This is a genomic window from Polymorphospora sp. NPDC051019 (genome assembly GCF_040683055.1).
In the GTDB taxonomy this organism is placed as follows: Bacteria; Actinomycetota; Actinomycetes; order Mycobacteriales; family Micromonosporaceae; genus Polymorphospora; species Polymorphospora lycopeni.
This window is the reverse complement of the sequence record NZ_JBFBCH010000005.1, coordinates 32,497-56,798: the sequence shown is the minus strand read 5'-3', so window position 1 is coordinate 56,798 and position 24,302 is coordinate 32,497. Positions and strand designations below refer to the sequence as shown.

Here is a 24,302-nt window from a genome sequence, read left to right as displayed (position 1 = left end):
ACCCGGATTGAACGCCGCCGTACCGGGCACCCTGGCCACAACCGGGCCGGAGGGGCGGATGGACGGATCACGACTGCTGGGCCGCCTGTTCGGCGTACGCGCCGAGCAGGTCGACCCCGGCGCCGACGGCCCGGCCGAGGCGCCGGGGATGCCCGGCCCGGCCGGGGTCACGGTCGTCGGCGGTGGCATCGCGGGCATGTCCGCGGCGGTGGTGCTCGCCGAACGCGGGGTGCGGGTGACGGTGCTCGAAGGCGCCCCACGGCTGGGCGGGCGGCTGTCGGCCCGGCCGGAGTCGCTTCCCGACGGTACGTCCCAACTCGTCGACCACGGTTTCCACGCGTTCTTCCGGCAGTACTACAACTGGCGGGCGATCCTGCGCCGGATCGACCCCGGGCTGGGTTTCCTGCGCCCGGTCGACGGCTATCCGGTGCTGTCGGCCGACTGGCCGCCGGAGGAGTTCGGCCGGCTGCCGGCCGCCCCGCCGGCGAACCTGCTGGCCCTGCTCGCCCGCAGCCCCAGCCTGCGCCTGCGCGACCTGCGCGGCATCGACCGGCGGGCGGCGCTGCCGCTGCTCGCGTACGACCCCGAACGCACCCACCGCGACCACGACGGCGCCAGCGCACGGCAACTGCTGGACCGGCTGCACCTGCCCGACCGCGCCCGGGCGATGCTCTTCGAGGTCTTCGCGCACTCGTTCTTCAACCACGAGGCCGACCTGTCGGCCGCGGAACTGATCGCCGCCTTCCACTTCTACTTTCTCGGCAATCCCGAGGGGCTCGCCTTCGACGCACCCGACCTCGACCACGACAGCGCTATCTGGCGGCCGCTCGCGGCCCACGCCGAACGTCGGGGCGCGGTGGTGCACACCGGTGACCCGGCCGTGGAGGTCCGGCCCGGCTGGCGGGTCGACACCGCCGCGGGGCGTACCCACCGGTCGGCGTTCCTGGTCCTCGCCGTCGATCCGCCGGCCCTGCGCGACCTGCTCGCCGCCTCGCCCCGGCTCGCCGCCGCCGCACCGGTGCTCGCCGGGCAGGTCGCGACGGCCGGTGTCGGACCGCCGTACGCCGTCGCCAGGTTCTGGTTCGGCGGCGACGTGGCCCCGGGGCGGTCGGTGTTCAGCGGGGTTTCGCGGCAGCCGACCCTCGACTCGATCACGCTCTACCACCGGCTGGAACGCGGCGCCCGGCGGTGGGCCGACCGCGTCGGTGGTTCGGTCGTCGAACTGCACGCGTACGCCTGCCCCGACCTGCCGGCGCCGGTCCTGGCGGACCGGATGCGGGCCGAACTCGCGGCCCTGTGGCCGGAGACGGCCGGCCTGCCCGTGGTCGACCTGCGGGCGGAGACCGGGGCGCGGGCCCCGGCGTTCCGGCCCGGCACGGCGGCCGGTCGCCCGGGTGTGCGCACCGACGCCGACCGGCTCTACCTGGCCGGCGACGGCATCCACACCGACCTGCCGAGCGCGTTGATGGAGCGGGCCGCGGCCACCGGGATCACCGCCGCCAACCACGTGCTGCGCCGGCTCGGTGCGGCGGCCGAGCCGCTGCGGTCGGTCCGCCCACGCGGGCTGCTGGCCGGTCGGCGGGGCTGAGCCGTGCAGACGTTCCTGCCGTACCCGGACTTCACCGCCAGCGCCCGCGCGCTGGACGCCCGGCGGCTCGGCAAGCAGCGGGTCGAGGCGTTGCAGGTGTTGCGGGCCCTCACCCGGCCACGCTACGGGTGGCGGCACCACCCGGCGGTGAAGATGTGGGCCGGCTACGAGGAGGGCCTGGTCCGCTACGGCCTGCAGATGTGCGCGGTGTGGTGCGAGACCGGGCGCCGGGACACCGTCGCGGGCAGCCTGGTCGCGGACCTCACCCTCGCCTGCGGCGCCTTTCCCGTACGGGCCCAGCCCGACCTGGCCGCGGCCGGCGAGCTGCCCCCGTGGCTCGGTGACGGCGCGCTGCACCGCAGCCACCGCTCGTCGCTGCTGCGCAAGGACCCCGACTTCTACCGGCCGCTGTTCGGCGACCTGCCGGACGACCTGCCGTACGTCTGGCCGGGATCCGACCGGCCAGCCCGCTGCCTGCCGCCCGCCGACGGTTAAATCGCTGGTCCGACGTTCGCCGGTCTACCTACAGTGGACCGGTCAGCCGGCCACGACCGAGCCGCCCGTCCGACCGGACCGGGCGGCTGTTTCGTCACGCCCCACCCCCACCGCGCCGCGACCGAACGAGAGGAGTCCCGGTGAACGCCGTACTGGTCGTCAACGCCGACCTCGGGCCGCTGCACCGGGTCAGCGTGCAGCACGCGATCCGGATGCTCTGCCGCCGGGTGGCCGAGATCCACGAAGCCGAGCCGGACCGGCTCATCGGGGCGTTCCCGCTGCCCCGGGTCGTACGCCTGGTCCGCTACGTCGTCACCCGCTGGCGGTTCACCTCCGGGCCGGGGTGGTCCCGGGCCGGGGTACTGGTCCGCGACGGCCGGTGCTGCGCCTACTGCGGCGGCCCGGCGAGCACCGTCGACCACCTGCTGCCCCGCTCGCGCGGTGGCCGGAACACCTGGCTGAACACGGTCGCCGCCTGCGGTCCGTGCAACAACCGCAAGGCCGACCGTACGCCCGGTGAGGCGGGCATGCGGCTACGCCGTACGCCGGTCGCCCCCAGCTGGGCGGCGCTGGTCCGCTGAACCCACCCGGCCACGTCGGCCGGTCGACCCGGCCGGCCGGTGAAGGACCTCCTTCGCCGGCCGGCTCCGCCCTGGAGGCGACGATGTCCGCCCGCCGGAAGAAGTACCCCCGCACCCACCACCTGCCCGGCTCCCCCGGCGCCACCGCCGACGACCGGCGGCTGCCCGACCTGTCCGGCCTGACCGGCGAACTGGTGGTGACCGAGAAGATGGACGGCGGGAACGTCACCTTCACCCGCGAGGCGATGTACGCCCGCTCGGTCGACTCCGGCACGCACGTGTGGGACCGGCCGGCGAAGGCGGTCTGGGCGCGGGTGGCGCACGACGTCCCGGCCGGCTGGCGGATCAGCGGCGAGTCGATGTGGGCCCGGCGCAGTGTCGGCTACGACGACCTGCCCGGGGTCTTCCTCGTCTTCGGGGTGTGGGACGCCGACGACACCCTGCTCGGCTGGGACGACACCGAGCAGTGGGCCGCCCTGCTCGGCCTGCCGCTGGTGCCGGTGCTGCACCGGGGGGCGGATCTCGCCGCCGCACTGGGCGCCTGGGCCGGGTGCCGGGACGCCACGACGTCGGAGGGTTTCGTCGTACGGCCGGCGGGTCCGGTGCCCGCAAGCGAGTTCGCGCACCGGGTCGGCAAGTGGGTACGCGCCGGCCACGTCCGTACGACGGCGGCCTGGCGGCACCGGGACGACTTCGCCACCAACGGTTTCCGGGCAACGGATGGGCCGAAACGGTCACCTTCTCCGGGGGCCGGATAAGTGAGTGGGCATCGATCGTGGGCCGCCCGTTTTCCGGGCGGGCCCATCGGCTTCCGTGCGGTCCGAGATTGGTGGAGCCCCCGGCCGGGATCGAACCGGCGACATCTCGCTTACAAGGCGAGTGCTCTGGCCAGCTGAGCTACAGGGGCGTGTCCGTGGCCAGCATAACCACTGATCGGGCCACAACAGCGCAATGACCGGCATCGGTGGCCAAGATCGCTCTTCCGGTGCCGGAAGTGCGGCGGGAGCAACTGAATCGGACCGATAGACGAACTTGTCGACATGGACTGCCCGACTGGCCATTTAGTGACTGTCAGAAGCCACTTGTCCCAGAAAGTCGGGCCCGTCAGCGCCGGCTTCCGTCCCACGGATGGCGTCTGACCTTGGCACCGGGCCGAATCCCGTTTACCGTGGCGTGACACGAGCGACATCCGTGGCTGCCCTGCTGTCCGGATGCCGTTCGTTGGCCGGCGCCCACCGCACCGGTCGCTCCTTCACTCGGATCGTCCGGCACGTTCCTGCCGGTGAAAGGAAGCGCTTCACCATGGCTACGGTCACCTACGCGAAGGCGTCCCGGATCTACCCGGGCACCGAACGCCCCGCGGTCAACGAACTCGACCTGGAGATCGGCGACGGGGAGTTCCTCGTCCTGGTCGGCCCCTCCGGTTGCGGCAAGTCCACCAGCCTGCGGATGCTCGCCGGCCTCGAAGACGTCGACAAGGGCTCGATCTACATCGACAGCCGCGACGTCACGCACCTGCCGCCGAAGGCCCGCGACATCGCGATGGTCTTCCAGAACTACGCGCTCTACCCGCACATGTCGGTCTACGACAACATGGCCTTCGCGCTGAAGCTGCGCAAGACCTCGAAGGCCGAGATCGACCGGCGGGTGAAGGAGGCGGCGGCGCTGCTGCAGCTCGAGGAGTTCCTCAGCCGCAAGCCCAAGGCGCTCTCCGGTGGTCAGCGCCAGCGGGTCGCCATGGGTCGCGCCATCGTCCGCGAGCCGCAGGTCTTCCTCATGGACGAGCCGCTGTCCAACCTGGACGCCAAGCTGCGGGTCCAGACCCGTACCCAGATCGCCTCGCTGCAGGCCAAGCTCGGCGTCACGACCGTCTACGTCACCCACGACCAGGTCGAGGCCATGACCATGGGCCACCGGGTGGCGGTCATGCTCGACGGCGTGCTCCAGCAGGTCGACACCCCGCGGACGCTCTACGACACCCCGGCCAACGTCTTCGTCGCCGGCTTCATGGGCTCCCCGGCCATGAACATCAAGACCGTGTCGCTGTCGGAGAAGGGCGCGGTGTTCGCGGACCTGCTCGTTCCGCTGACCCGGGAGCAGGTTGCCACGGCCCAGGCCGACGGCGGCAACAAGAAGGTGACCGTCGGGTTCCGTCCGGAGGACTGCGACCTGGTCAGCCCGACCGAGGGCGGCCTGCCGGTCGTCGTCGAACTGGTCGAGGACCTCGGCTCCGACGCCAACGTCTACGGCCACGCCACCCTCGACGGCGTCTCGGAGCGGTTCGTCGTACGCACCGACCGCCGGCACATGCCGAACATGGGCGACACGGTGTTCGTGAAGCCGCGTACCGACCGGCACCACACCTTCCACGCCGCGACCGGCGTGCGGATCTGATCCGCCTGGTCGAACGAGAAGGGCGCCCCACGGATCTCCGTGGGGCGCCCTTTCCCGTCCGGCCGGGCACCGGAGGCTCGGGGTCGCGGGCCGATCCCGCCGGTGCCGAAACACCGGCGGTCACGGTGGCCTCGACGTCGTAGGTGCTACAGACCGATCTTGCCGGTGCCGGCACCGGTCATGACGACCGATTTCACGTCGTTCGGGTTGGTGAGGGTGTAGCTGTAGTAGGTGCTCGGCTCCTGCACGGTGCCGCCGGCGTCACCCGGCTCGCTGCTGCCGGCCAGCACGTTGTCCCGGGCGATCATCCGGCCACGCTGTCCGGAGTAGCTGATCGACCACGGCTCCTCGACGTCCTCGAAGTAGTTGCCCTCGACGACGCAGCCGGAGTTGAGCTGGCAGGCCACCCCGACATCGGTGTTGTAGACGAAGTAGTTGTTGAACACGTGCACCGGATCGCCGAACCGGACCCGCGGGTTGCGCTGCGGCGTACGGTCGAACCAGTTGTTGTGGTACGTCACCTTGAGCTGGCCGATGTCCTGCGCCCCGTTGCTGTCGTCGTGGCCGAGCAGCATCGTCTTGGTGTGGTGGTGGACGTGGTTCCACGAGATGGTCACGTAGCTCGACCCGCGCTTGACGTCGATGAGACCGTCGTAGCCCTGGGCCAGGTCGTTGTGGTCAATCCAGACGTGATGGCTGAACATCTGGACGTTGATCGCGTCGTCGACGGTGTTCCGGAAGTTCAGGTTCCGGATGATCACGTTGTGCACCGCGTCCGGCGGCCGGGTGGTGATGTCGCTGACCGGCAGGCCGATGTTGAGGCCGCCACCGGTGATGCCGGAGTTGGCCCCGACGCCGACGATGGTCTTGTCCGAGGTCACGTCGTGCATCGGGCCGGGCAGTGCGATCATCCCGTCGACCCGGATGTTGAGCGGGCCGGGGGTGGCGATCGCGGTGAGCAGCTCGGCCGCGGTGTCGACGGTGACCGTCGGGCCGCCGGCGCCGCCGGTGGTGCCGTTCTGCCCGAGGGCGTCGACCGAGGCGAAGCCGACCGGCGGCGCCATCGGATCGAGCGGCGGGCCGGTGGGTGGCAGGGTGGGTCCGGTGGTGGGGCCACCGGTCGGTGGCGCGCCGGTCTCGGTGTCGACGGCGACGTCGTCGAACGACGCGCTGGCGTACGAGGTGGCCAGGCCGACCCGGCCACTGGCGAAGGCGCTGTCGGTGGCCTCGACGGCGAGGTTGCCGTTGACATACCCGCGCAGCGAGTTGCCGACGGCCTCCAGCCGCAGCGTCGCCCAGCTTCCGACGGTCGGGCCGCCGGCACCGCTGGCCAGCGCGACGGGAGCGCCGCCGGACCGCTTGAGCAACTGCACCGCGCCGCCGCTGGTGACCACGAGGGCGTAGTAGTTGCTGCTGCTCTGCGCCCGGGCGACCACTCCGACGTGGCGGTTCGCGCCGTTGAACCCGGTGGGCTTGACCCGGGCCTGCACGCCGTAGTCGGTCCAGGTGGCGGAGCCGACCAGGGTACGGGCGTCGCTGCTGGTGCCGGACTGGCGGTTGACGAGCGAGCCGTCGGTGACGACCGACCAGCTTCCGCCCGACTTCGACCAGCCGTTCGAGTTGCCGTCCTCGAAGTCGTCGGAGAACAGGCTGTCCGCGAAGGCGTACGGGGTGCCGAATGCCAGGACGGCGGCGGTCAGGGTTCCGGCGGTGGCTGCCGCGACGGGCAGCCGCCACCGGGATCGGTGGGGGACGGGAGTCTTGTCCATGGTTGGGCCTCCCTGGGTGTGGTGGGGTGGCCGCCCGGCGGCCGGCCGGGAACCGGCCGCCGGGTGGACGATGGCCAACCGTGCCGGCCGCGGATGCGAGGACGCGGCCGGGCACGGCTGGCGGCTTGCGGGTCCGGCGGGACGGCCGGACCGACCGGTAATCAGACCGGCAGCTTGCCGGCCCCGGCGAGCAGCGTGGTCGCGAGCGGGACCAGCGGTGCGGGCAGCACCGGGCCGTGGCGCAGGGTGGGCGTCCAGCCCGCGTCGGAGCCGAGGGCGACCTCGTTCGCCGCGTTGTAGGCCCCCAGCAGGTCGACGTGGCGGGGCAGCCGCCAGCCCTCGCGGACCCAGTTGCCCTTCTCGGTGATCGCGGTTCCGGACCAGTCGTAAATGATCTTGTCCGCGGTGACGCCCCGGTCGAGGGAGAAGTAGTTGTTCTCCGCGTAGATGGCCGACTGGACCCCGACCCCGAGGGCGTACTGGAAGTCGGCGCCGGACAGCTTGTAGTGGTTGTTGTAGACGTCGACCTGACCGAACCGCACCCGCGGCAGCCGCTGGTAGACGTTCTCGAAAACGTTGTGGTGAATCGTCACGTTGAGCTTTCCGACGTCCGGCCCGACGGTGTTCGACGAACCGATCAGCATGACCTTGTCACGGCCCGTGAAACGGTTGTAGGAAACGGTGACCAGGCTGGCGGTGTGGGTGATGTCGACCGAGCCGTCGTGCACCTGGTACGGCCGCCCGAAATACAGCGGCTGGGAACTGTCGGGGTTGTCGCCGTCGGTGAACGTGTTGTGGTCGATCCAGACGTTCTGGCTGCGCCGCACCGAGATCTGGTCGTACTGCGAGTTCCAGTTTCCGGTCTCACCGTCGGTCGGCGACCAGGCCGGGAAGCAGTCCCGGGCGTCGTCGAAGGTGATGTTGCGGATGATCACGTTGTTGGCGGTGTCGGCCATCAGGGTGAGACCGGTCAGGACCGCACCGCGCAGTCCGATGATCGTGGTGTTGGGGCCGAGGTTGATCTGGGTGTGCCGGGTCTGGTTGGTGACCGAGCGGACCCGGGCCTGCTCCAGCGCCCCGGACGGGGTGACCCGTCCCCAGGTCGCCGGGTCGTAGGCGGCCAGGTACGCCGGCAGCGAGTATTCCGGGTCGGCCAGATCGTCGCAGCTCAGCAGCTTGTCGTCGGGTCCCTCGAAACCGTCGATGGTGCCCTTGATGTAGATGATCTTCGGAGTGGCGTTGGACCGGTTGGTGGCGTTGTCACCGCCGAGCGCCGCGACCAGCTCGGCCCGGGTCTGCACCACGTGCACCTGGTCGCGCGTCGCGGCGGCACCGCCGGTGGTGCCCGGGCCGTACGCGGCCCAGCCGTCGTTCACCGGCAGCGTCTGCCAGCCCGCCGGCCGGTCGATGCCGCCGCCGGCGGCCGCGACGGTGGCCGGAGCCGCCGCGAGGCAGACCCCGACCGCCGCGGCCGTCAACACCCTCGATCGCATTCGCATATTTCGCCCCTGCCTGATGTTCGCCAGTACGAAACCTCACTGGAACAAACGCTAGGTAAGTGGCCACAAATATGTCAATGCATTGGAAACGCAGAAATGTTGCATTGAATCAGGGCAATACATATTCACTCGGCCACTCTCGCCGAGGTTCGTACTCTTCGGTCCGTTTTGCTACCGGACTGTTGTTCCCCAGATTTGCAATATGTTTTCCGTCACCCGCCCTGCCCGACTCCGGCCGCCCCGGCGAGTTCCGCCCGGAACGGCGGCCGGGCCCAGGCCACCCCGAGTTCGGAGAGCAGTGCCATCCGATCCCCGGCCAGCCGCAGCGCACCGTCGATGCCCTCGATCACCCGTACCCGTGCCGGCCCCGCACCGACCGACACCGCGTCGACCAGGGTCGGCTCCGGCGCGGTCCCGATCGCCTCGACCACGGCGGTGAACGCCTCCGTGGCGGCCAGCGGCGCGATCAACGGCACCCCCGCCGGGTCGGCGCGATGGGCCAACAGGTTCTCCAACAGCCCGACCCGGCCCGGCACCTGCCGCGCGACCGTCTCACCCGGCAGCCTGAGCCGGTCGGTCGGATACTCCAGCACCGCCCGGCCGGCCGTACCGTGCACGATCACCTCGCCCGGGATGAAATCCTCCCCGGCCAGCGTCACCGCGACCACCACCGGCGGGCCGCCGTCCAGCGTCACCCGCATCGTGGCCGTGTCGTCGACCTCGATCGGCCGGGTCCGGTAGCGCTCCACCTCGACCGACACCGGGCGGCCCGGCGCGCACCCACCGGCGATCACCAGCGACTGCATCACGGCGTGGGCCAGCGGGTTGACCAGGGCTCCGTCGAGCACCGGCCGGCCGTCGACGGACCGCCGGCCGGCCCACGACGAGCGGGCGTAGTAGGCGTCGTCACGGCGCCACGACGCGACCGCCGCGACGCCGGTGACCGTACCCAGGGCACCGGAGCCGACCGCCTGCCGCAACTCGGTCAGCGCCGCCGACCCGAGCGCCTGGAACCCGACCTGGCAGGTCCGCCCGGCCGCCGCCAGCGCGTCGGCGAGCGTGGCGTGCTCGGCCAGCGTCAGCACCGGCGGCTTCTCCAGCAGCAGATCGGCGCCGGCCGCCACGCAGTCCAGCGCGATCGGCAGGTGGGTGTGCGCGGGCGTGCAGATCACCACCACGTCGGGCCGGGCGGCGCGCAGCATCTCCCGGTGGTCGGTGAACACCCCGACCCCCTCGGGTACGGGCGCGTCCGGCGCCGCCTCCACCGGCCGTACGTCGACCAGCGCGACGAGCCGGAGCCGGCCGGACTCGTGCAACGGGGCCAGCGCCCGGCGGTGCCACAGCCCGTGGCCGCTCGCCCCGATCAGGGCGACCGTCGGTGTCGTCACCGTTCCTCCTCCATCTTCACTCCACCGCGGCAGCGGCCCGCTCCCGCTCCACCGCGCGGCGGCGGGACCCGGTCCCGCCGCCCGGCGGTCGTACGGTCAGGTCGCCCCGGCCAGCGTCGCCTCGACGCCGTGCCGGTCCAGCGCGGTCAACCAGTCCACGATCAGTTCACGAACCACATCGTCGTCGGCGAGCCCGGACGGGAACACCTCGGTCAGGCCGAGCAGCGCGGTGACCACACCGGCCGGGGTCCCGTCGCTGTCGGCGAGCGCGGCACCGATCATCGGCGCCAGCGGGTCGTCGAGCGGCAGCGCCGAACCGTCGTCGGCGCGACCCTGCGCGAACCGCATCCAGGCGGCGACCACCAGGGCCGCCCAGCGCGGGCTCGCCCCGACCGCCCGGCGGTCGAGGATCGTGTGCAGCACCCGCTGCGGAAGCTTCTGCGATCCGTCCATCGCCACCTGTACGGTGCGGTGGCAGATGACCGGGTTGGCGAACCGCTCCAGCACCGTCTCGCCGTACTCGACCACCGAGACGCCGTCCGGCGGCATGAAACTGTTCGCCACGTCCTCGGCGACCAGCCGGCGCAGCACCCGCGTCAGGTGTGGGATCCGCAGCGCGTCGGCGATCGTCTCCCGCCCGGCGAGCGCGCCCAGATAGGCGGTCGCCGAGTGCAGGCCGTTCAGGGTCCGCAGCTTCAGCCGCTCCCAGCCGCCGGCGTCGTCGGTGAGCACCGCGCCCGCCCGTTCCCACGCCGGCCGGCCGGCCGGGAACCGGTCCTCGATCACCCACTGCCGGTACGGCTCACCGGCCACCGCCATCAGGTCGGCGACCCCGAGCGCCCGCTCCGCCGTCGCGAGAGTGTCGGGGGTGCTGGCCGGGACGATCCGGTCGACCATGGTGCCGGGAAACGTCACGTTCGCGTACACCCAGTCGACGGCCTTGGCGGGCGCGTCGGCGTACTCCAGCGCCTGGGTCACCAGCCCGGCCAGCCGCCGGCCGTTGGACGGCAGGTTGTCGCAGCTCACCAGCGCGATCGGGCCGGCGTGTGCCCGTGCCCGGGCCAGCAGCCCACGGACGAGCAGGCCGGGTACGGTCACCGGCGGCCGGTCGCTGGTGAGGTCGGCGGCCACGGCCGGGTCGGGCCGCAGCACGCCGGTGGCCGGGTCCAGCTGGTACGCCTTCTCGGTCACGGTCAGCGTCACCACCCGGATCGCCGGATCGGCGAGCAGCGCGACGATGGCGGCCGGGTCCCCGGCGGCGTGCCGTACGCCGGCGAACGCGCCGATCACGTTGGTGCCGGTCCCGGCGGCCGACATCGTCGTGACGCTGAACAGGTTGTCCTGCTCGGTGAGCCGGCGCACGGTGTCGAGGCTGCGCGGGGCCACCGCGACGATGCCCCAGTCACCGCCGGCCGCGGCGATCGCCGCCTCGGTGTAGACCGCCTGGTGGGCCCGGTGGAAGGCGCCGAGCCCGAGGTGCACGATGCCGGCGGACACCTCGCCGGGGCGTACCAGCGGGCGGCTCTCGGCGGGCAGGTGACGGAGCGTGTCGAGCCGCAGCCGCCCGCCCGGGGCCGGGTCGGGCCGGCTGCCGGTCGCCGCGCCGGGCTGGCTGGTTATCGCCACGCCGGGCCGTCCGGGAAGGAGAACTCGGCGATCGAGGCGGGCCGCATCGTGCTGCTGTAGCCGGGTTGTTCGGGCACCAGGTAGCGGCCGTCCCGGGTGCGTACCGGGTCGATGAAGTGCTCGTGCAGGTGGTCGACGTACTCGACCATCCGGCCCTCCAGCGACGTACCGACCCGCAGGTAGTCGAAGATCGCCAGGTGCTGGACGTACTCGCACAGGCCGACGCCCCCGGAGTGCGGGCAGATCGGCACCCCGAACTTGGCCGCCATCAGGATCTCGGCGAGCACCTCGTTGACCCCGGCGACCCGGCAGGCGTCGATCTGCATGACGCCGATCGCCTCGGCCTGCAGCAGCTGCTTGAAGATCACCCGGTTGGCCGCGACCTCGCCGGTGGCCACCCGGATCGGCGCCACGGCGCGGGCGATCCGGGCGTGGCCGAGCACGTCGTCGGCGTGTGTCGGCTCCTCGATCCAGTACGGGTCGACCTCGGCGAGCCGGGCCATGTTGGTGATCGCCTCGTCGACGTCCCACACCTGGTTGGCGTCCATCATCAGCAGCGCGTCCGGGCCGATCTCCTCGCGGATGATCCGGGCCCGCCGTACGTCGTCTTCGATCGGCCCGCCGACCTTCATCTTCATCGCCCGCCAGCCCTCGGCGTACGCCTGCCGGGTCAGCGCCCGGACCTTGTCGTCGGGGTAACCGAGCCACCCGACCGAGGTGGTGTACGAGGGGAACCCGTCCCGCTCGATGCCGGCGAGCCGCTCCTCCCGGCCGGTCAGGCCCTTGTCGAGGATGGCCCGCGCGTCGTCGGGGGTCAGCGCGTCGGTGATGTGCCGGAAGTCGATGTTGGCGACCAGTTCCTCGGTCGGCATCTCGGCGAGCAGCCGCCACAGCGGCTTGCCCTCCAGCTTGGCCCGCAGGTCCCACACGGCGTTGACCAGCGCGCCGGCCGACATGTGGATGACGCCCTTCTCCGGGCCGAGCCAGCGCAGCTGCACGTCGGCGGTGAGCGACCGCCAGAACGTCACCGGCTCGGCGAAGATCTCGCCGACCGTACGCCCCACGACGTGGTGCGACAGGGCCCGGATGGCCGCGCAGGTGATCTCGTTGCCCCGGCCGTTGGTGAACGTGAACCCGGCGCCGAAGACCCCGTCCGGGGCGTCGGTGCGCAGTTCGACGTAGGTCGCCGAGTAGTCACCGCGGTTGATCGCGTCCGAGCCGTCGCCGGCCGCCGCGGTGGGAAACCGCACGTCGTGTACGTCGACGCCGGTGATGGTGACCGTGCCGCTCATAACCTCTCCCCGATCTTGAAGATCTTCTTCGGCAGCCGGTACGCCAAGTCGACGATGGTCTCGGCCGCCTCGGAAAGCGGCAGCCGTTCCTCGGCGACGAGCCGGGCGAGGAAGCCCGCGTCGATGCGGCGGGCCACGTCGTGGCGTACCGGGATGGAACAGAACGCCCGGGTGTCGTCGACGAAGCCGGCCGTGTTGTAGAAGCCCGCGGTCTCGGTGACCGACTCGCGGAAGCGGCGCAGCACCTCCGGCGAGTCCAGGAACCACCACGGGGCACCCAGGTAGAGGGCGGCGTAGCCACCGGCCAGCGGGGCGAGTTCGCGGCTGAAGGTGTACTCGTCCAGGGTGTAGACGACCACCCGCAGCCGCGGGTCGTTGCCGTACGCGTCCAGCAGCGGGGTCAGCGCGTGCAGGTACTCCGTCGCCTGCGGGATGTCGCCGCCGACGTCGCGCCCGTGCGTCTCGTACAGCCAGCGGTTGTGGTTGCGGACCGATCCCGGGTGCAGCTGCATCACCAGTCCGTCCTCGATGGACATCCGGGCGAACTCCAGCAGCATGTGGGCGCGGAACGCCTCGGCGTCGGCCGCGTCGGCCGTACCGCGCAGGCCCCGCTCGAAGAGTGCGGTCGCCTCGGCCTCGGACAGGGCCAGGGTCAGCGCGGTCGGGTGGCCGTGGTCGGACGAGGTGGCCCCGGCGGCGATGAACGCCTGCCGGCGGTCGCGCAGGGCGGCGAGGTAGCCGCGGTAGGTGCCGGTGTCGGCTCCGGTGATCTCACCGAGCCGGGCCACGTTGTCGGCCCAGCCCTCGAACTCCATGTCGACCACGTTGTCGGGACGGAACGTGGTGATCACCCGGCCGCCCGGGCCGCCCCAGCCGTCGGCGGCGAGCTTGGCGTGCCGGCCCAGGTCGTCCAGCGGCGACTCGGTGGTGGCCAGCACCTCGATGTTGAAGCGTTCGAAAAGCGCCCGGGGCCGGAACTCGGGTTCGGCGAGCCGGGCGGCGATGGTGTCGTACACCTCGTCGGCGGTCTGCGGGCCCAGGGCGGTCTCGACGCCGAAGACCTCGGCGAAGGTCCGCTCCAGCCACAGCCGGGAGGGGGTGCCACGGAAGAGGTGCCAGTGCGCGGCGAACCGCCGCCAGATGGTGCGGCCGTCGGTCTCCACCGGCCGGCCGTCGACGGTCGGTACGCCCAACTCGGCCGGCGGGACCCCCTGGCTGAGCAGCATCCGGGTGACGTAGTGGTCCGGCACGATGATCAGCCGGGCCGGGTCGGGGAACGGCGCGTCGTCGGCGAGGATCAGCGGGTCGACATGCCCGTGCGGGGAGATGATCGGCTGGTCCTTGGCCAGCGCGTACAGCTCCCGGGCGAGGGCCCGCTGGGTGGGCTCGGCCGGGAAAAGGATGTCGGATCTGGGTGTCGGCGACACGTTGCGGTCTCCTCGCAAGTGCATGGTCGGGATCAGGTCACGGGGCGGCCGGCTCGGCCGGCCGGCAGTCAGGTCACGGGGCGCGGCCGGCTCGGCCGGCCGGCACTCAGGTCACGGACAGCAGGTCGGCGACCCGCACCGGCTGCCCGGTTTCGAAGGAGCGGTTCGCGGCCAGGCCGGTGAGCAGGGCGAGGGCCCCGTCACGGGCGGTGGCGCCCCGGGTCATCGGGTCGGCCGCGCCGCCGAAGAGCACCCCGGTCATCCGGGCGTCGGCGCCGCCGTGGCCCTCGCGGCGGTAGCCGGGCACCGGCACCTCCCGGGGCCTGGTCCAGAACGGCCGTACGGTCAGGCTGACCGCGCCGGACTCGGCGGCGGCCTCGGTGCCGTGCAACGCGGCACCCTTGAGCGCGCCGGCACTCTGCGGGCTGACGTGGTCGCTCTCCACGACCTCGAGTTCGAGGCGGCCGCGGCTGCCGTTGAACATCACCCGGTAGCCCTCCCAGGGCGCGTACGCGGTGAGGTGGTAGGTCAGGGTCGCGCCGGTGGAGTAGCGGGTGAGGACCGCCATGTCGTCCTCGATCGTCACGCCGGGCGCGAAGACGTTGCGGTCGCGGTGGTAGCCGTCCTCGGTCTCGGCGTCGAGGTAGAGCGCGCGCAGCCGGGGGTGCTGTGCGAGGTGCATCGCGAACGGGTCGTCGGTGGCCGCCGGTGAGCCGTGCACCCGGTCGTAGTCGCGGGCGTAGCCGTGCCGGTGCCCGGCGTCGGAGCCGTAGAAGAACAACCGCCCGGCGGCGTAGACCTCGACCGGCACCGCGTCCAGCCACCAGTTGACCAGGTCGAAGTGGTGGCTGGCCTTGTGCACCATCAGCCCGCCGGAGTTGGCCTTGTCGCGGTGCCAGCGGCGGAAGTAGTCCGCGCCGTGCCGTACGTCGAGCAGCCACTCGAAGTGGACCGAGCCGATCTCGCCGATCTCGCCGGCGGCGATGATTTCGCGCACCTTCTCGTGCAACGGGTTGTAGCGGTAGTTGAAGGCGACCGCCACCGAGCCGCCGGTCGCCTCCACTGCGTCGAGGATCCGCTGGCAGCGGGTCACGTCGACGGTCATCGGCTTCTCGGTGATCACCCGGCAGCCGGCCCGCAGCGCGCCGACGATGTATTCGTCGTGGGTGCTGTCGACGCTGGTCACGAGCACCGTGTCGACGCGTTCCTTGTCCAGCATGGCGCCGAAGTCGGCCGCCCGGTACGTCGGCACGGCCGGTGCGGCCAGCTCGCGAAGCCAGGCGTTGTGGGCGTCCATCCGGGTCTGGTTGACGTCGGCCAGCGCGACCAGTTCGGCGGTCGCGCCGTGGTCGAGGACCAGGGAGCGGACGAACATCTCCGCCCGCGCACCAGCTCCGACCAGGGCGTAACGCTGCCGTCGACCGGGTTCGCCTGACATTCCGCACCGCCTCCGTAACTGCAAACGTTTGCAGCAGAAATAACCATGTAACCGAAGGATCGTCAACGCTCGACGGCAAAGTCGCCCTGATTGTCCTAGTTAGCTACCGTTCAGGACGCCGATCGGGAACCTCGCCGCAATGATCCGGTAATCCAGGCGTTGACACCCGAGCAACCGTTTGCATTAATTGGCGCACCGAAGTGACGACAGCCACAGTGCGAAAGGGATTCACGTGCCTGCCACCATTCGGGACGTAGCCCGGGCCTGCGGGGTGCACATCTCCACCGTCTCCCGCACGTTCTCGGCCCCGCACCTGGTCAACCCGGAGACCCGTGGTCGCGTGTTGGCCTGCGCCGAGCACCTCGGTTACCGCCCCAACAAAGCCGCCCGTGCACTGATCACCGGCCGTACCCACAACATCGGCCTGATGGTCGCCGACATCGCCAACCCGTTCTTCCCGCCCCTGATCAAGGCGGCGGAGAGCCAGGCCCGACACCGGGACTACCACATCTTCGTGACCGACACGAACGAAGACCCGTCGGTCGAGGAGGAGCTGGTCCACGCGCTCGCCAAGCAGGTCGACGGGGTCCTGCTGTGCAGCCCCCGGATGAGCAACAGCCTGATCGAGCAACTCAGCCGGGAGGTGCCGCTCGTCGTCATCAACCGGCAGGTCACCGGCCTACCCGCGGTCGTGATGGACGTCGGCCAGGGCGCCCGCCTGGCCATCGAACACCTGACCGGCCTCGGCCACCGTGAGATCGCCCTGCTCAGCGGTCCGCGCGGCTCGTGGACCAGTCGTGAGATCCGCCGCGCTGCCGGCGCGGCGGCCCGTGCCGCCGACGCCACCCTCACGGTGCTCGGCCCCAACCCACCAACCGAAGACGGCGGTCAGAGCATGGCGGACCAGGTCCGCCGCGCCGAGGTCACCGCCGTACTGGCCTACAACGACCTGATGGCGATCGGCCTCATCGAGGGGCTCGACGCGCTCGGGATCGGGGTGCCGAAAGACATCAGCGTGGTCGGCATCGACGACATCTCGCTGAGCCGGCTCACCCGCCCCAAATTGACGACGGTGGCCACCCCAACCGCGGCCGCCGGCCGGACGGCCGTCGACATGCTGCTACAGCACGGAGACGACCGTCGCACCACCGCACAGGTAACGCTGCAGACCGAACTGGTCATTCGCGACTCAACGAGCCCGGGCCCGCATTGCCCTGCGGGCCCGGGCAGCACGGCGACAGCCGCCCTCGAAGGAGTCGCCTCCTAACGCCAAGGAGTGAGCGCAAATGCACCCCGCTTCATCCCCGACGGCGGACGCCCCGCGCGACCACCGTACCCCTTTCCGTCGTGGCCGTAGGCTACGTGCCCTGGTCGCGGCGGTCGTCGCACTGCCCCTGGTCCTCGGCGCCGCGGCCTGCGGTGGCGAGGACAACGAAGCGAGCACCGACCCCAACGCCCCGGTCGAACTGTCGATCTTCTGGTGGGGCGGTGAGGCACGCGCCAACCTCACCGAGCAGGCGCTCGCCCTCTACACCCAGAAGCACCCCAACGTCACCTTCAAGAAGACCTGGCAGGCCAACCAGGGCTACTTCGACAAGCTCGCCACCCTCACCGCCGGCGGCGACGCCCCCGACATCTTCCAGATCGACGACAACTTCCTGACCGAGTACGCGTCGCGCAACACCACGCTCGACCTGACCTCGTACAAGGACGACAACAAGCTCGACGTCACCAAGTTCCCGGAGAGCCTCTGGCAGTACGGCGTCGTCGACGGCAAGCTCGCCGGTATCGCCTCCGGCGAGAACACCCAGGGCCTGGTCTACAACAAGACGCTGCTGCAGAAGCACAACCTGCCCGAGCCGACCACCGGCATGAGCTGGGAAGACTTCATCACCTGGGCCGAGCAGGTCAGCAAGACCACCGGAACCCCCGGGACCATGGACCCGAGCGCCGACTACAAGGCGTTCTGGGTGTGGCTGCGCCAGCAGGGCAAGGACCTCTACAAGGGCAAGGACCTCGGCTTCGACGAGTCCGACGTGACCCGCTGGTTCGAGCTGTGGAAGGGCGCCCGCGACCGCGGTGCCACCCCGACCGCCGACGTGATCCACGAGGGCAACGCCACCGACATCACCAAGCAGCTCGTCGTCACCGGCAAGGCCGCCACCTCGTTCGTGTGGGTCAACCAGCTGCCGGAGCTGAAGAAGAACACCAAGGACGAACTCGGCGTCATGGCCTACCCCGGCGACCCGAGCGCGCAGTGGGCCCGGGCCTCGATGTACTGGTCGGTCTTCCGCGGCACCAAGCACAAGGACGTCGCGGTCGACGTACTCAACTTCCTGTCCAACGACCCCGAAGCCGGCAAGATCCTCGGCACCGACCGGGGCCTGCCGTCCAACCTCGACGTACGCAAGACCGTCAGCGACGCCGTCACCGACCAGGCCATGAAGACCTCGATCCAGGTCGAGACCGACCTGGCCACGAAGTTCGGCCCGTCCCCGCAGGTGCCGCTCAAGGGCCACAGCAAGGTCCGGGCCGAGCTGATCAAGTCGGCCGAGGAGGCCCAGTACGGCCGGCAGACGCCGGCCCAGGCCGCCGCCGCGTTCCTGACCGCCTGCAAGTCCGCGATCGTATAGCCCGTCACGAGATCGGAGAGGAGTCGACTCGTGGCGTTGACCACGGCGCCCCAACCGACCTCGCGCACCAAGGACCCGGTCCGGACCTCCGCTAAGCGGGGGTCCGGACGGGTCCGGCGGCGCGAAGGTCTGGCCGGGTACGTCTTCCTGTCGCCCTGGCTCATCGGACTGATGGCCATCACGGCGATCCCCATGCTGCTTTCGCTCTACCTCAGCTTCACCAACTACGACATCCTCAGCAGTTGGTCCGAACTCGAATGGGTCGGCTTCGCCAACTACGAGCGGATGTTCACCGCCGACCCGTCGTACTGGCACGCCGTACAGGTGACGCTGTCGTTCGCCCTGATCGCCGTACCGCTCAAGCTGGCCGCGGCCCTCGCCGTCGCCCTGCTGCTCAACCGCGCCTGGCGCGGCGTCGGGCTGTTCCGCGGCCTGTTCTACCTGCCGTCGCTGCTCGGCGGCAGCGTCGCGCTGGCCATCGTCTGGGTCAACATGTTCAACCGCGACGGGGCGTTCAACTCGTTCCTGAGCATCTTCGGCATCGAGGGCAAACCCTGGGTCAACGACCCCGACTGGGCCCTGGAAACCCTCATGGTGCTGGCCATCTGGCAGTTCGGCGCCCCGATGGTGATCTTCCTGGCCGGCCTCAAGCAGGTGCCGACCGAACTCTACGAAGCCGCCTCCGTCGACGGCGCCGGGCCGGTACGCCAGTTCCTCAACATCACCCTGCCGATGCTGTCACCGGTCATCTTCTTCAACCTGGTGCTGGAGACGATCAACGGATTCCAGGGCTTCACCGCCGCGTTCGTACTCAGCAACGGCACCGGCGGCCCGGTCGACTCCACACTGATGTACACGCTGAACCTCTACATCACCGGCTTCACCGAGCTGGAAATGGGCTACGCATCCGCCATGGCCTGGGTCTTCCTGCTCGCCATCGCCGCCATCACGATCGTGCTCTTCAGCACCGGGCGGTTCTGGGTGCACTACTCCGACGGGGAGGACCACTGATGGTCACCCAGACACCGGCAATCGCCGCCACCCGCCGGTCCGGCGGCGGCCGGCAGGCGCTGCGCCTGCTCATGCTGATCGCGATCCTGGCCGTCGTCCTCTACCCGCTCATCTGGATGATCGGGACGTCGTTCAAGTCGCAGGAAGAGATCGTCAACAACATCGGCCTCCTGCCGGAACGGTTCACCCCGGGCAACTACACCAACGGGTGGACCAACTTCGACGTCAACTTCGGCCGGTTCTTCTTCAACAGCGCCCTGGTCAGCCTGCTGACCGTCATCGGCAACGCGGTCTCCTGCCTGCTCGCCGCGTACGCCTTCGCCCGGCTGCGGTTCAAGTTCCGCGGCATCTGGTTCGCCATCATGATCGGGACGCTGCTGCTCCCCGGTCACGTGCTGATCGTGCCGCAGTACATCCTGTTCCGCACCTTCGACATGGTCGGCGGCCCTTGGCCCTACCTGCCACTGGTCGTACCCCAGTTCCTGGCCACCGAGGCGTTCTTCGTCTTCCTCATGGTCCAGTTCATGCGGGGCATCCCGCGCGAACTCGACGAGGCCGCCAAGATCGACGGCGCCAGCTCGTACGGCGTCTTCTACCACGTCATCCTGCCGCTGAGCAGGCCGGCGCTGGTCACCACGGCGATCTTCTCGTTCATCTGGACCTGGAACGACTTCTTCCGGCAGCTCGTCTACCTGTCCGACCTCGACGACTACACGGTGCCGGTCGCGCTGACCCTGTTCATCGACTCGACCAGCCAGAGCGCGGTCGGCCCGATGTTCGCCATGTCGGTGCTGTCCCTGCTGCCGGTCTTCCTCTTCTTCGTCGCATTCCAGCGGATGCTCGTCGAGGGGATCAACACGAGCGGGCTCAAAGGGTGAAACCGGAGGGTCACGGCGTGCCAGTCGGTGGTTGCGCAAGCCGGTCATGGTTGGACTCCGGTCCAGGTGCCTCGTCGGGTGGCAGCGGTGCTGGTCGCTGGTCGGGGGTCGATGACGGGGCGGGTGCCTGGTCATGACGTCCGGGCGGGTGTCTCGTCGGGGGATGGTCGACCGTCCGGGTGCGCCGGACGGCACGGCAGCCGATCCGGTCGTCGGCCGGTGGCCGGAGGAAGCCGATGCCGCAGCGCCGCGGCGGGACTGGCGGGACACCCTGCGCAACGCCAGCGACCTGGCCCTGGTCGGGATCCTCGCGGCCATCGGGTCGCTCGGGGTGGTGACGGCGGGCGGTGCGGTGGCGACCGCGAGCGCCGCCGTCCACGACTGGATCGAGACGGACAGTTGGCCCGGGCTGCGGCCGACCCTGCACCGGTTCGCCCGCGCGCTTCTGCCCGGTGCGGTGGCCACCCTCGCCCTGCTCGCCGTCACCGCGCTGCTCGGGGTCAACCTGCTGGCGCTGCACCGGGGCGTCGTACCGGGCGGTGCCCCGCTGGTCGTGCTGACCGTCGTACTGGCCGTGGCCGGTGCCGGGCTCGCCGGACTCACCCTGGTCGAGGTGGGGCGGCGGGGCGGCCGGGACTGGCTGGCCGCCACCCGCGCCGCCGCGCTGACCGCCGGGGCGCATCCCGGCCTGCTGCTCGCCACCGCGGGCGTCGCCGCGCTGGTGGCGGTCCTCGGCGTCATGATCCTGCCGGCGGTCATCCCGATCCTCGGCGGATACGCGCTACTGGCCCTGCACGCCGTGGTCCGGCGTACCGAACGCCGGCACCCGGCCAAGGCCGGCTGACGCCGACCTCGCCGCATTGCCAGCGGCGAACAGCATCGTGATCTGAGCGAAAACCACCTTTCCCAGCCTGGGAGAGGTGGTTTTCGCTCAGATCGACAAGGAACACCGAGGCCGCGCGGCCGGCCTCACTCCGGGGTGAAGCGCCTCACCACGAATCCCTCGTCGGTCCCGCAGATGATCTGGGCGGTGTTCCACGAACAACTCGCCGGCCAGACGTCCTTGAGCTGACCGAGTTGGACCGGCTCGCCGGCGCGTACCGGCAGCCCCGCGACGCTCGGGCTGGCCGAGTAGGTGGCCAGGTCCTCGCTGAAGAGCAGTACGTTGGCCGCGTCGAGCCGGACCGCGACCCCCTCCTGGCTGACCAACTCGTCACCGTCGGCGTCGAAGACCTTCGACTCCGAGTTGCTCTGGGTCCGGGTGATGACGTGGTCGCCCACCGGCACGACGAGTTGGGCGTCGGGGGACGGCTTGCGCCAGATCTCTCCGTCCTTCTCGGTGTTCACCGCCACCAGGTGGGTGGTCTTCCGGTCCAGGGACGACGTCTCCAGCAGGCAGATCCGCCCGTCACCGCAGGGCACCATGGCGTCGAGCCGCCCCTGCGCGTCGGCCGCGGTGTAGACGATCGACGGTTCACCGAGGCTCTCCAGGTCGTACGCGGCGATCCGGTATCCGCTCTCGCTGGCGCCGACGAAGAGCCGGTTCCCGTACGCCAGGACCGTGTCGTCGGGGTCGGCCACGTTCGGCCGGCTCTTGACGATCTCGCCGCTCTTCACGTCGATCACCCGGACGCTGCGGTCCGCGCCGACCTGCACGATCCGCTGGTCGTCGCCGAGATCCGGGGCGAGCGCGCTGCCGTCGACCATGGCCGGGCCGGAGATGTCCTTCTCCGTGGTCACCGGGTAGACGGCGGTCGCCGCGTTGTCGTACTGGTCCCGCGGGTTGTCGTGGGACCACTTCTGCGTACCGGACCGCCGGTCGAGACCGACGACCCGGTTGCCGGTCCGGTCGATGACCACGGCCGCCCCGTCGAAGACGAACACCCAGTCGTTCCCCCGGACCTGGTGGGTCCACAGCTTGTCGCCGTCGTCGTCGTAGACGACCATGGCGCGCGGCTCGGAGTCGCTGATCCGGTCGGCGTACGCGATGACACCGTCGGGCAGCGCGCTGATGCCGGCCCAGTCGTCGGACGTCTCGGTGGTCTGCCGGCGCCAGACCTCCTTGGCGGTGGTGATGTCGACGGCCACGATCTCCAGCCGGTTGTCCTCCCGCTCGTAGGCGGCGTACGCCCGGTTCCCGACGACCCGGGTGAAGACGCGTGAGGGCCGGGTGTCACCGGCCTTGACCGTCCCGACGTCGGCGAAGGTCTTGAACTCGATGTCGGCGTAGCGGTTGCCGGTGAAGTAGAGGTAGGCGGCGGCCACGACCGCCACGACCGCGACCGCGGCGCCGGCACCCATCCACCACGACCGCCGGTGCCGCCACCCGTGGACGTCCACCGGTTCCCGGTCCGGCTCGGTCGGACGCGGGGGCGGGCCGCCGTAGCGGGAAGCGGACGGCGCCGCGGACACCGGGGCGGCGGGTTGCGGTGCCGGCCGGCTCGCCGGGGAGACCGGATACCCGACCGGACCACCCGACGGGTACGGCTGGCCGGGCGCCGCCGGCCCGCCCTGGCCGTACGGGGCCTCGGACCGGTACGGCGGCGCGGAGGCCACCCCCTGCTGGTACGGCGGCCCGGAGGAGGAATCCGGCCGGTACGGCGGCACGGACGCGACTCCGGCCCCCGGCGCCGGGCCGGGGCTGACCGGCGGTGCGGCGGGCGAACCGGCGGCATTCGACGCGTACGTTCCGGCCTGGTAGGTGGTGCCCGACTGGTACGGCGGGGCGGAGGTGACCGGCGGCCCGGACGGCGACGGCACCACCGCGCCGGCCGGCCCGACACCGGCACCGCCCGGCACCGTACCGGCGCCGGCCGGCCCGCCATGGGCACCGGCACCGGCCGGCGGGGCGCCGGGAACGCCCGGACCGGCCACGCCGGGCCCCGGCAGGCCCGGACCGGGAGCGGCCGGACCAGGAGCGAACGGACCGGAAGCGGCCGGACCGGAACCGAGGCCGGCGACCACCGGGCCGCCGGCGGCGAGTCCGCCGGCCGCCAGGTTTCCGGCGCCCAGCGGACCGACCGGCCCGGCGACGGTCGCCGGCGACGGGGCCGGCGCGACGAGTTCGGCCAGGGCCCCCTCGGCCACCGGCAGCTCGGGCTGCTCCAGCACCGTCGGCGCGATGCCCAGTTCGGAGTGCAGGAGCCGGGCGACGAGCGGCACCCGCGACGAGCCGCCCACCAGGAACAGCCCCGCGAGTTCGTCGCTGGTCATCCGGCAGTTCGTGATGACGGTGCCCGCCTCCATGACCCCGCGTCGCAGCAGCGGGGTGGCCAGCCGCTCCAGTTCGTCACGGGTCAGGTGGACGGCCTGGTCGACGCCGGGGACCGGAACGGGGGCGACCGTGCTGCGCGACAGCATCTCCTTGGCGCCGCGTACGTCGTCCCAGAACTGGCGGCGGTTGCGCGACTGGGCCGGGGTGGCCGGCCGGGCGAGTTGCTGCCACGCTCCCGGGTCGGCGGTGTTCAGCAGCTGGCCGAGGTGGTCGACGAGGGCGGAGTCGAGGTCGAGACCGCCCAGCTCGGCGACGCCACCGGAGCCGACGACCACAAACCGGGGCCGGCCCCCGCCGTCCGTGCCCTCGTTGCGGACCACGGCGATGTCGAGGGTGCCGCCACCGAAGTCGAACACCGCGATCGCCTTGCCGACCGGCACCGGCCGGCGCAGTACGTCGGCGAAGTAGCGGGCGGCGGCGACCGGTTCGGGGAGCAGGATGGTGCCGGTGCCCTGGCGGACCTCGCCGCTGGCGACGGTGGCCGGATCGACGGGCGGCCAGCCGGCGCGGCCGACCGCGGTGGCGAGCACCTCCCGGCGGCGGGCGCCCCACGCCGCCGGGTATGTCACCACCGCCGGCGGCAGGAAGCCGACGGCTTCGACCGCGGCCCGGGCGACGGCGCCGAGCAGCGCGCCGAGCAGGTCGACGGTGGCCACCTCGCGGTCGCCGAGCAGCGCCCCGGCCTCGTCGATCCGCCGCTTCGGGTTGGGCTCGTAGCGGGCCGGGTCGGCCTGGGCGAGCCGCTGCGCGTCCCGGCCGACGTGGAACCGGCCGGACTCGTCGAGGAAGACCCCGGACGGCATGACCGGCTGGCCGTCGAACAGCAGCGGGCGGGTACGGCCGTCCGGCCAGCGCAGCACGGCGACGGTGTTCGACGTGCCGAGGTCGACGCCGAGCGCGTAGCCGTCCTGGTCTGCCATCTGCCGACTCCTCCGGGGCGAGGGGATGCCCGGCCCTGCATGTTACGGGGGCCGCGCCGCCCCGAAACCGGTCCGGGGCCGCACGGCCC

At 71.4% G+C, this 24,302-nt stretch carries 18 protein-coding genes and 1 tRNA gene; 10 read left to right on the top strand and 9 right to left on the bottom strand.

What is annotated here, in order from left to right:
• Positions 1–58 precede the first annotated feature (58 nt).
• The 4 genes from AB0M79_RS11510 to AB0M79_RS11495 all read left to right on the top strand — a co-directional run bounded on the left by AB0M79_RS11510 (position 59) and on the right by AB0M79_RS11495 (position 3,422).
• On the top strand, positions 59–1,588 hold the full coding sequence (locus AB0M79_RS11510) for an FAD-dependent oxidoreductase (protein WP_364211146.1): 1,530 nt from the start codon (positions 59–61) through the stop codon (positions 1,586–1,588).
• A 3-nt stretch (positions 1,589–1,591) separates the two neighbouring features.
• On the top strand, positions 1,592–2,083 hold the full coding sequence (locus AB0M79_RS11505; RefSeq protein ID WP_364211143.1) for an MSMEG_6728 family protein: 492 nt from the start codon (positions 1,592–1,594) through the stop codon (positions 2,081–2,083).
• A 140-nt stretch (positions 2,084–2,223) separates the two neighbouring features.
• Positions 2,224–2,664, top strand: coding sequence for an HNH endonuclease (locus tag AB0M79_RS11500; protein ID WP_364211140.1), 441 nt, complete (start codon positions 2,224–2,226; stop codon positions 2,662–2,664).
• An 83-nt stretch (positions 2,665–2,747) separates the two neighbouring features.
• Complete coding sequence (locus tag AB0M79_RS11495) at positions 2,748–3,422, top strand: RNA ligase family protein (RefSeq protein WP_364211137.1); 675 nt, start codon at positions 2,748–2,750, stop codon at positions 3,420–3,422.
• A gap of 72 nt (positions 3,423–3,494) precedes the next feature.
• Here AB0M79_RS11495 and AB0M79_RS11490 read toward each other — a convergent pair.
• Positions 3,495–3,571, bottom strand: a tRNA-Thr gene (locus AB0M79_RS11490).
• Between the two features lie 395 nt (positions 3,572–3,966).
• Here AB0M79_RS11490 and ugpC point away from each other — a divergent pair.
• Positions 3,967–5,058 carry a sn-glycerol-3-phosphate ABC transporter ATP-binding protein UgpC gene (ugpC, locus tag AB0M79_RS11485; RefSeq protein WP_364211134.1) on the top strand — a complete coding sequence of 364 codons (1,092 nt, stop codon included), beginning with the start codon at positions 3,967–3,969 and terminating at the stop codon, positions 5,056–5,058.
• 146 nt (positions 5,059–5,204) lie between these two features.
• On the opposite strand, the gene AB0M79_RS11480 is transcribed toward ugpC, so the two are convergent.
• From AB0M79_RS11480 to AB0M79_RS11450, 7 genes are all read right to left on the bottom strand, one after another.
• The gene (locus AB0M79_RS11480) at positions 5,205–6,827 is read right to left on the bottom strand and encodes a family 16 glycoside hydrolase (protein ID WP_364211131.1); all 1,623 of its coding nucleotides are present in this window, start codon (positions 6,825–6,827) and stop codon (positions 5,205–5,207) included.
• 161 nt (positions 6,828–6,988) lie between these two features.
• Positions 6,989–8,308: a pectate lyase gene (locus AB0M79_RS11475; protein ID WP_364211128.1), complete on the bottom strand. Its 1,320-nt coding sequence runs from the start codon at positions 8,306–8,308 to the stop codon at positions 6,989–6,991.
• Positions 8,309–8,538: 230 nt separating this feature from the next.
• The gene (locus tag AB0M79_RS11470) at positions 8,539–9,714 is read right to left on the bottom strand and encodes a Gfo/Idh/MocA family oxidoreductase (RefSeq protein WP_364211125.1); all 1,176 of its coding nucleotides are present in this window, start codon (positions 9,712–9,714) and stop codon (positions 8,539–8,541) included.
• A gap of 96 nt (positions 9,715–9,810) precedes the next feature.
• Positions 9,811–11,274 carry a mannitol dehydrogenase family protein gene (locus AB0M79_RS11465; RefSeq protein ID WP_364211915.1) on the bottom strand — a complete coding sequence of 488 codons (1,464 nt, stop codon included), beginning with the start codon at positions 11,272–11,274 and terminating at the stop codon, positions 9,811–9,813.
• A 56-nt stretch (positions 11,275–11,330) separates the two neighbouring features.
• Positions 11,331–12,632 carry an enolase C-terminal domain-like protein gene (locus AB0M79_RS11460; protein WP_364211122.1) on the bottom strand — a complete coding sequence of 434 codons (1,302 nt, stop codon included), beginning with the start codon at positions 12,630–12,632 and terminating at the stop codon, positions 11,331–11,333.
• Entirely contained in the window at positions 12,629–14,059 is a 1,431-nt protein-coding gene (gene uxaC, locus AB0M79_RS11455) for a glucuronate isomerase (RefSeq protein WP_364211119.1), read from the bottom strand. Before uxaC ends, AB0M79_RS11460 begins: the two co-directional genes overlap by 4 nt.
• A 106-nt stretch (positions 14,060–14,165) precedes the next feature.
• Positions 14,166–15,497 carry a Gfo/Idh/MocA family oxidoreductase gene (locus tag AB0M79_RS11450; protein ID WP_357535407.1) on the bottom strand — a complete coding sequence of 444 codons (1,332 nt, stop codon included), beginning with the start codon at positions 15,495–15,497 and terminating at the stop codon, positions 14,166–14,168.
• A gap of 232 nt (positions 15,498–15,729) precedes the next feature.
• Between AB0M79_RS11450 and AB0M79_RS11445 the strand changes: the two genes are divergently transcribed.
• The 5 genes from AB0M79_RS11445 to AB0M79_RS11425 all read left to right on the top strand — a co-directional run bounded on the left by AB0M79_RS11445 (position 15,730) and on the right by AB0M79_RS11425 (position 20,863).
• Entirely contained in the window at positions 15,730–16,764 is a 1,035-nt protein-coding gene (locus tag AB0M79_RS11445) for a LacI family DNA-binding transcriptional regulator (RefSeq protein WP_357535405.1), read from the top strand.
• A 19-nt stretch (positions 16,765–16,783) separates the two neighbouring features.
• The gene (locus AB0M79_RS11440) at positions 16,784–18,130 is read left to right on the top strand and encodes an extracellular solute-binding protein (RefSeq protein WP_357535403.1); all 1,347 of its coding nucleotides are present in this window, start codon (positions 16,784–16,786) and stop codon (positions 18,128–18,130) included.
• Between the two features lie 30 nt (positions 18,131–18,160).
• Positions 18,161–19,141, top strand: a complete 981-nt coding sequence (locus tag AB0M79_RS11435) for a sugar ABC transporter permease (RefSeq protein WP_364211114.1) — start codon at positions 18,161–18,163, stop codon at positions 19,139–19,141.
• A complete protein-coding gene (locus tag AB0M79_RS11430; RefSeq protein WP_364211111.1) occupies positions 19,141–20,019 on the top strand; it encodes a carbohydrate ABC transporter permease in 879 nt (292 codons plus the stop codon). Before AB0M79_RS11435 ends, AB0M79_RS11430 begins: the two co-directional genes overlap by 1 nt.
• 163 nt (positions 20,020–20,182) lie before the next feature.
• Positions 20,183–20,863, top strand: coding sequence for a hypothetical protein (locus AB0M79_RS11425; RefSeq protein ID WP_364211108.1), 681 nt, complete (start codon positions 20,183–20,185; stop codon positions 20,861–20,863).
• Positions 20,864–20,988: 125 nt separating this feature from the next.
• On the opposite strand, the gene AB0M79_RS11420 is transcribed toward AB0M79_RS11425, so the two are convergent.
• Positions 20,989–24,213, bottom strand: a complete 3,225-nt coding sequence (locus AB0M79_RS11420; protein WP_364211105.1) for an Hsp70 family protein — start codon at positions 24,211–24,213, stop codon at positions 20,989–20,991.
• Positions 24,214–24,302: the final 89 nt, after the last annotated feature.

Bases quoted from the DNA above. Each gene is read 5' to 3' on its own strand.
- AB0M79_RS11495 (WP_364211137.1), top strand. From the start codon at position 2,748: ATGTCCGCCCGCCGGAAGAAGTACCCCCGCACCCACCACCTGCCCGGC.
- ugpC (WP_364211134.1), top strand. From the start codon at position 3,967: ATGGCTACGGTCACCTACGCGAAGGCGTCCCGGATCTACCCGGGCACC.
- AB0M79_RS11440 (WP_357535403.1), top strand. From the start codon at position 16,784: ATGCACCCCGCTTCATCCCCGACGGCGGACGCCCCGCGCGACCACCGT.
- AB0M79_RS11450 (WP_357535407.1), bottom strand. From the start codon at position 15,497: ATGTCAGGCGAACCCGGTCGACGGCAGCGTTACGCCCTGGTCGGAGCT.
- AB0M79_RS11480 (WP_364211131.1), bottom strand. From the start codon at position 6,827: ATGGACAAGACTCCCGTCCCCCACCGATCCCGGTGGCGGCTGCCCGTC.
- AB0M79_RS11420 (WP_364211105.1), bottom strand. From the start codon at position 24,213: ATGGCAGACCAGGACGGCTACGCGCTCGGCGTCGACCTCGGCACGTCG.
- AB0M79_RS11430 (WP_364211111.1), top strand. From the start codon at position 19,141: ATGGTCACCCAGACACCGGCAATCGCCGCCACCCGCCGGTCCGGCGGC.
- AB0M79_RS11460 (WP_364211122.1), bottom strand. From the start codon at position 12,632: ATGAGCGGCACGGTCACCATCACCGGCGTCGACGTACACGACGTGCGG.
- AB0M79_RS11510 (WP_364211146.1), top strand. From the start codon at position 59: ATGGACGGATCACGACTGCTGGGCCGCCTGTTCGGCGTACGCGCCGAG.
- AB0M79_RS11425 (WP_364211108.1), top strand. From the start codon at position 20,183: ATGGTCGACCGTCCGGGTGCGCCGGACGGCACGGCAGCCGATCCGGTC.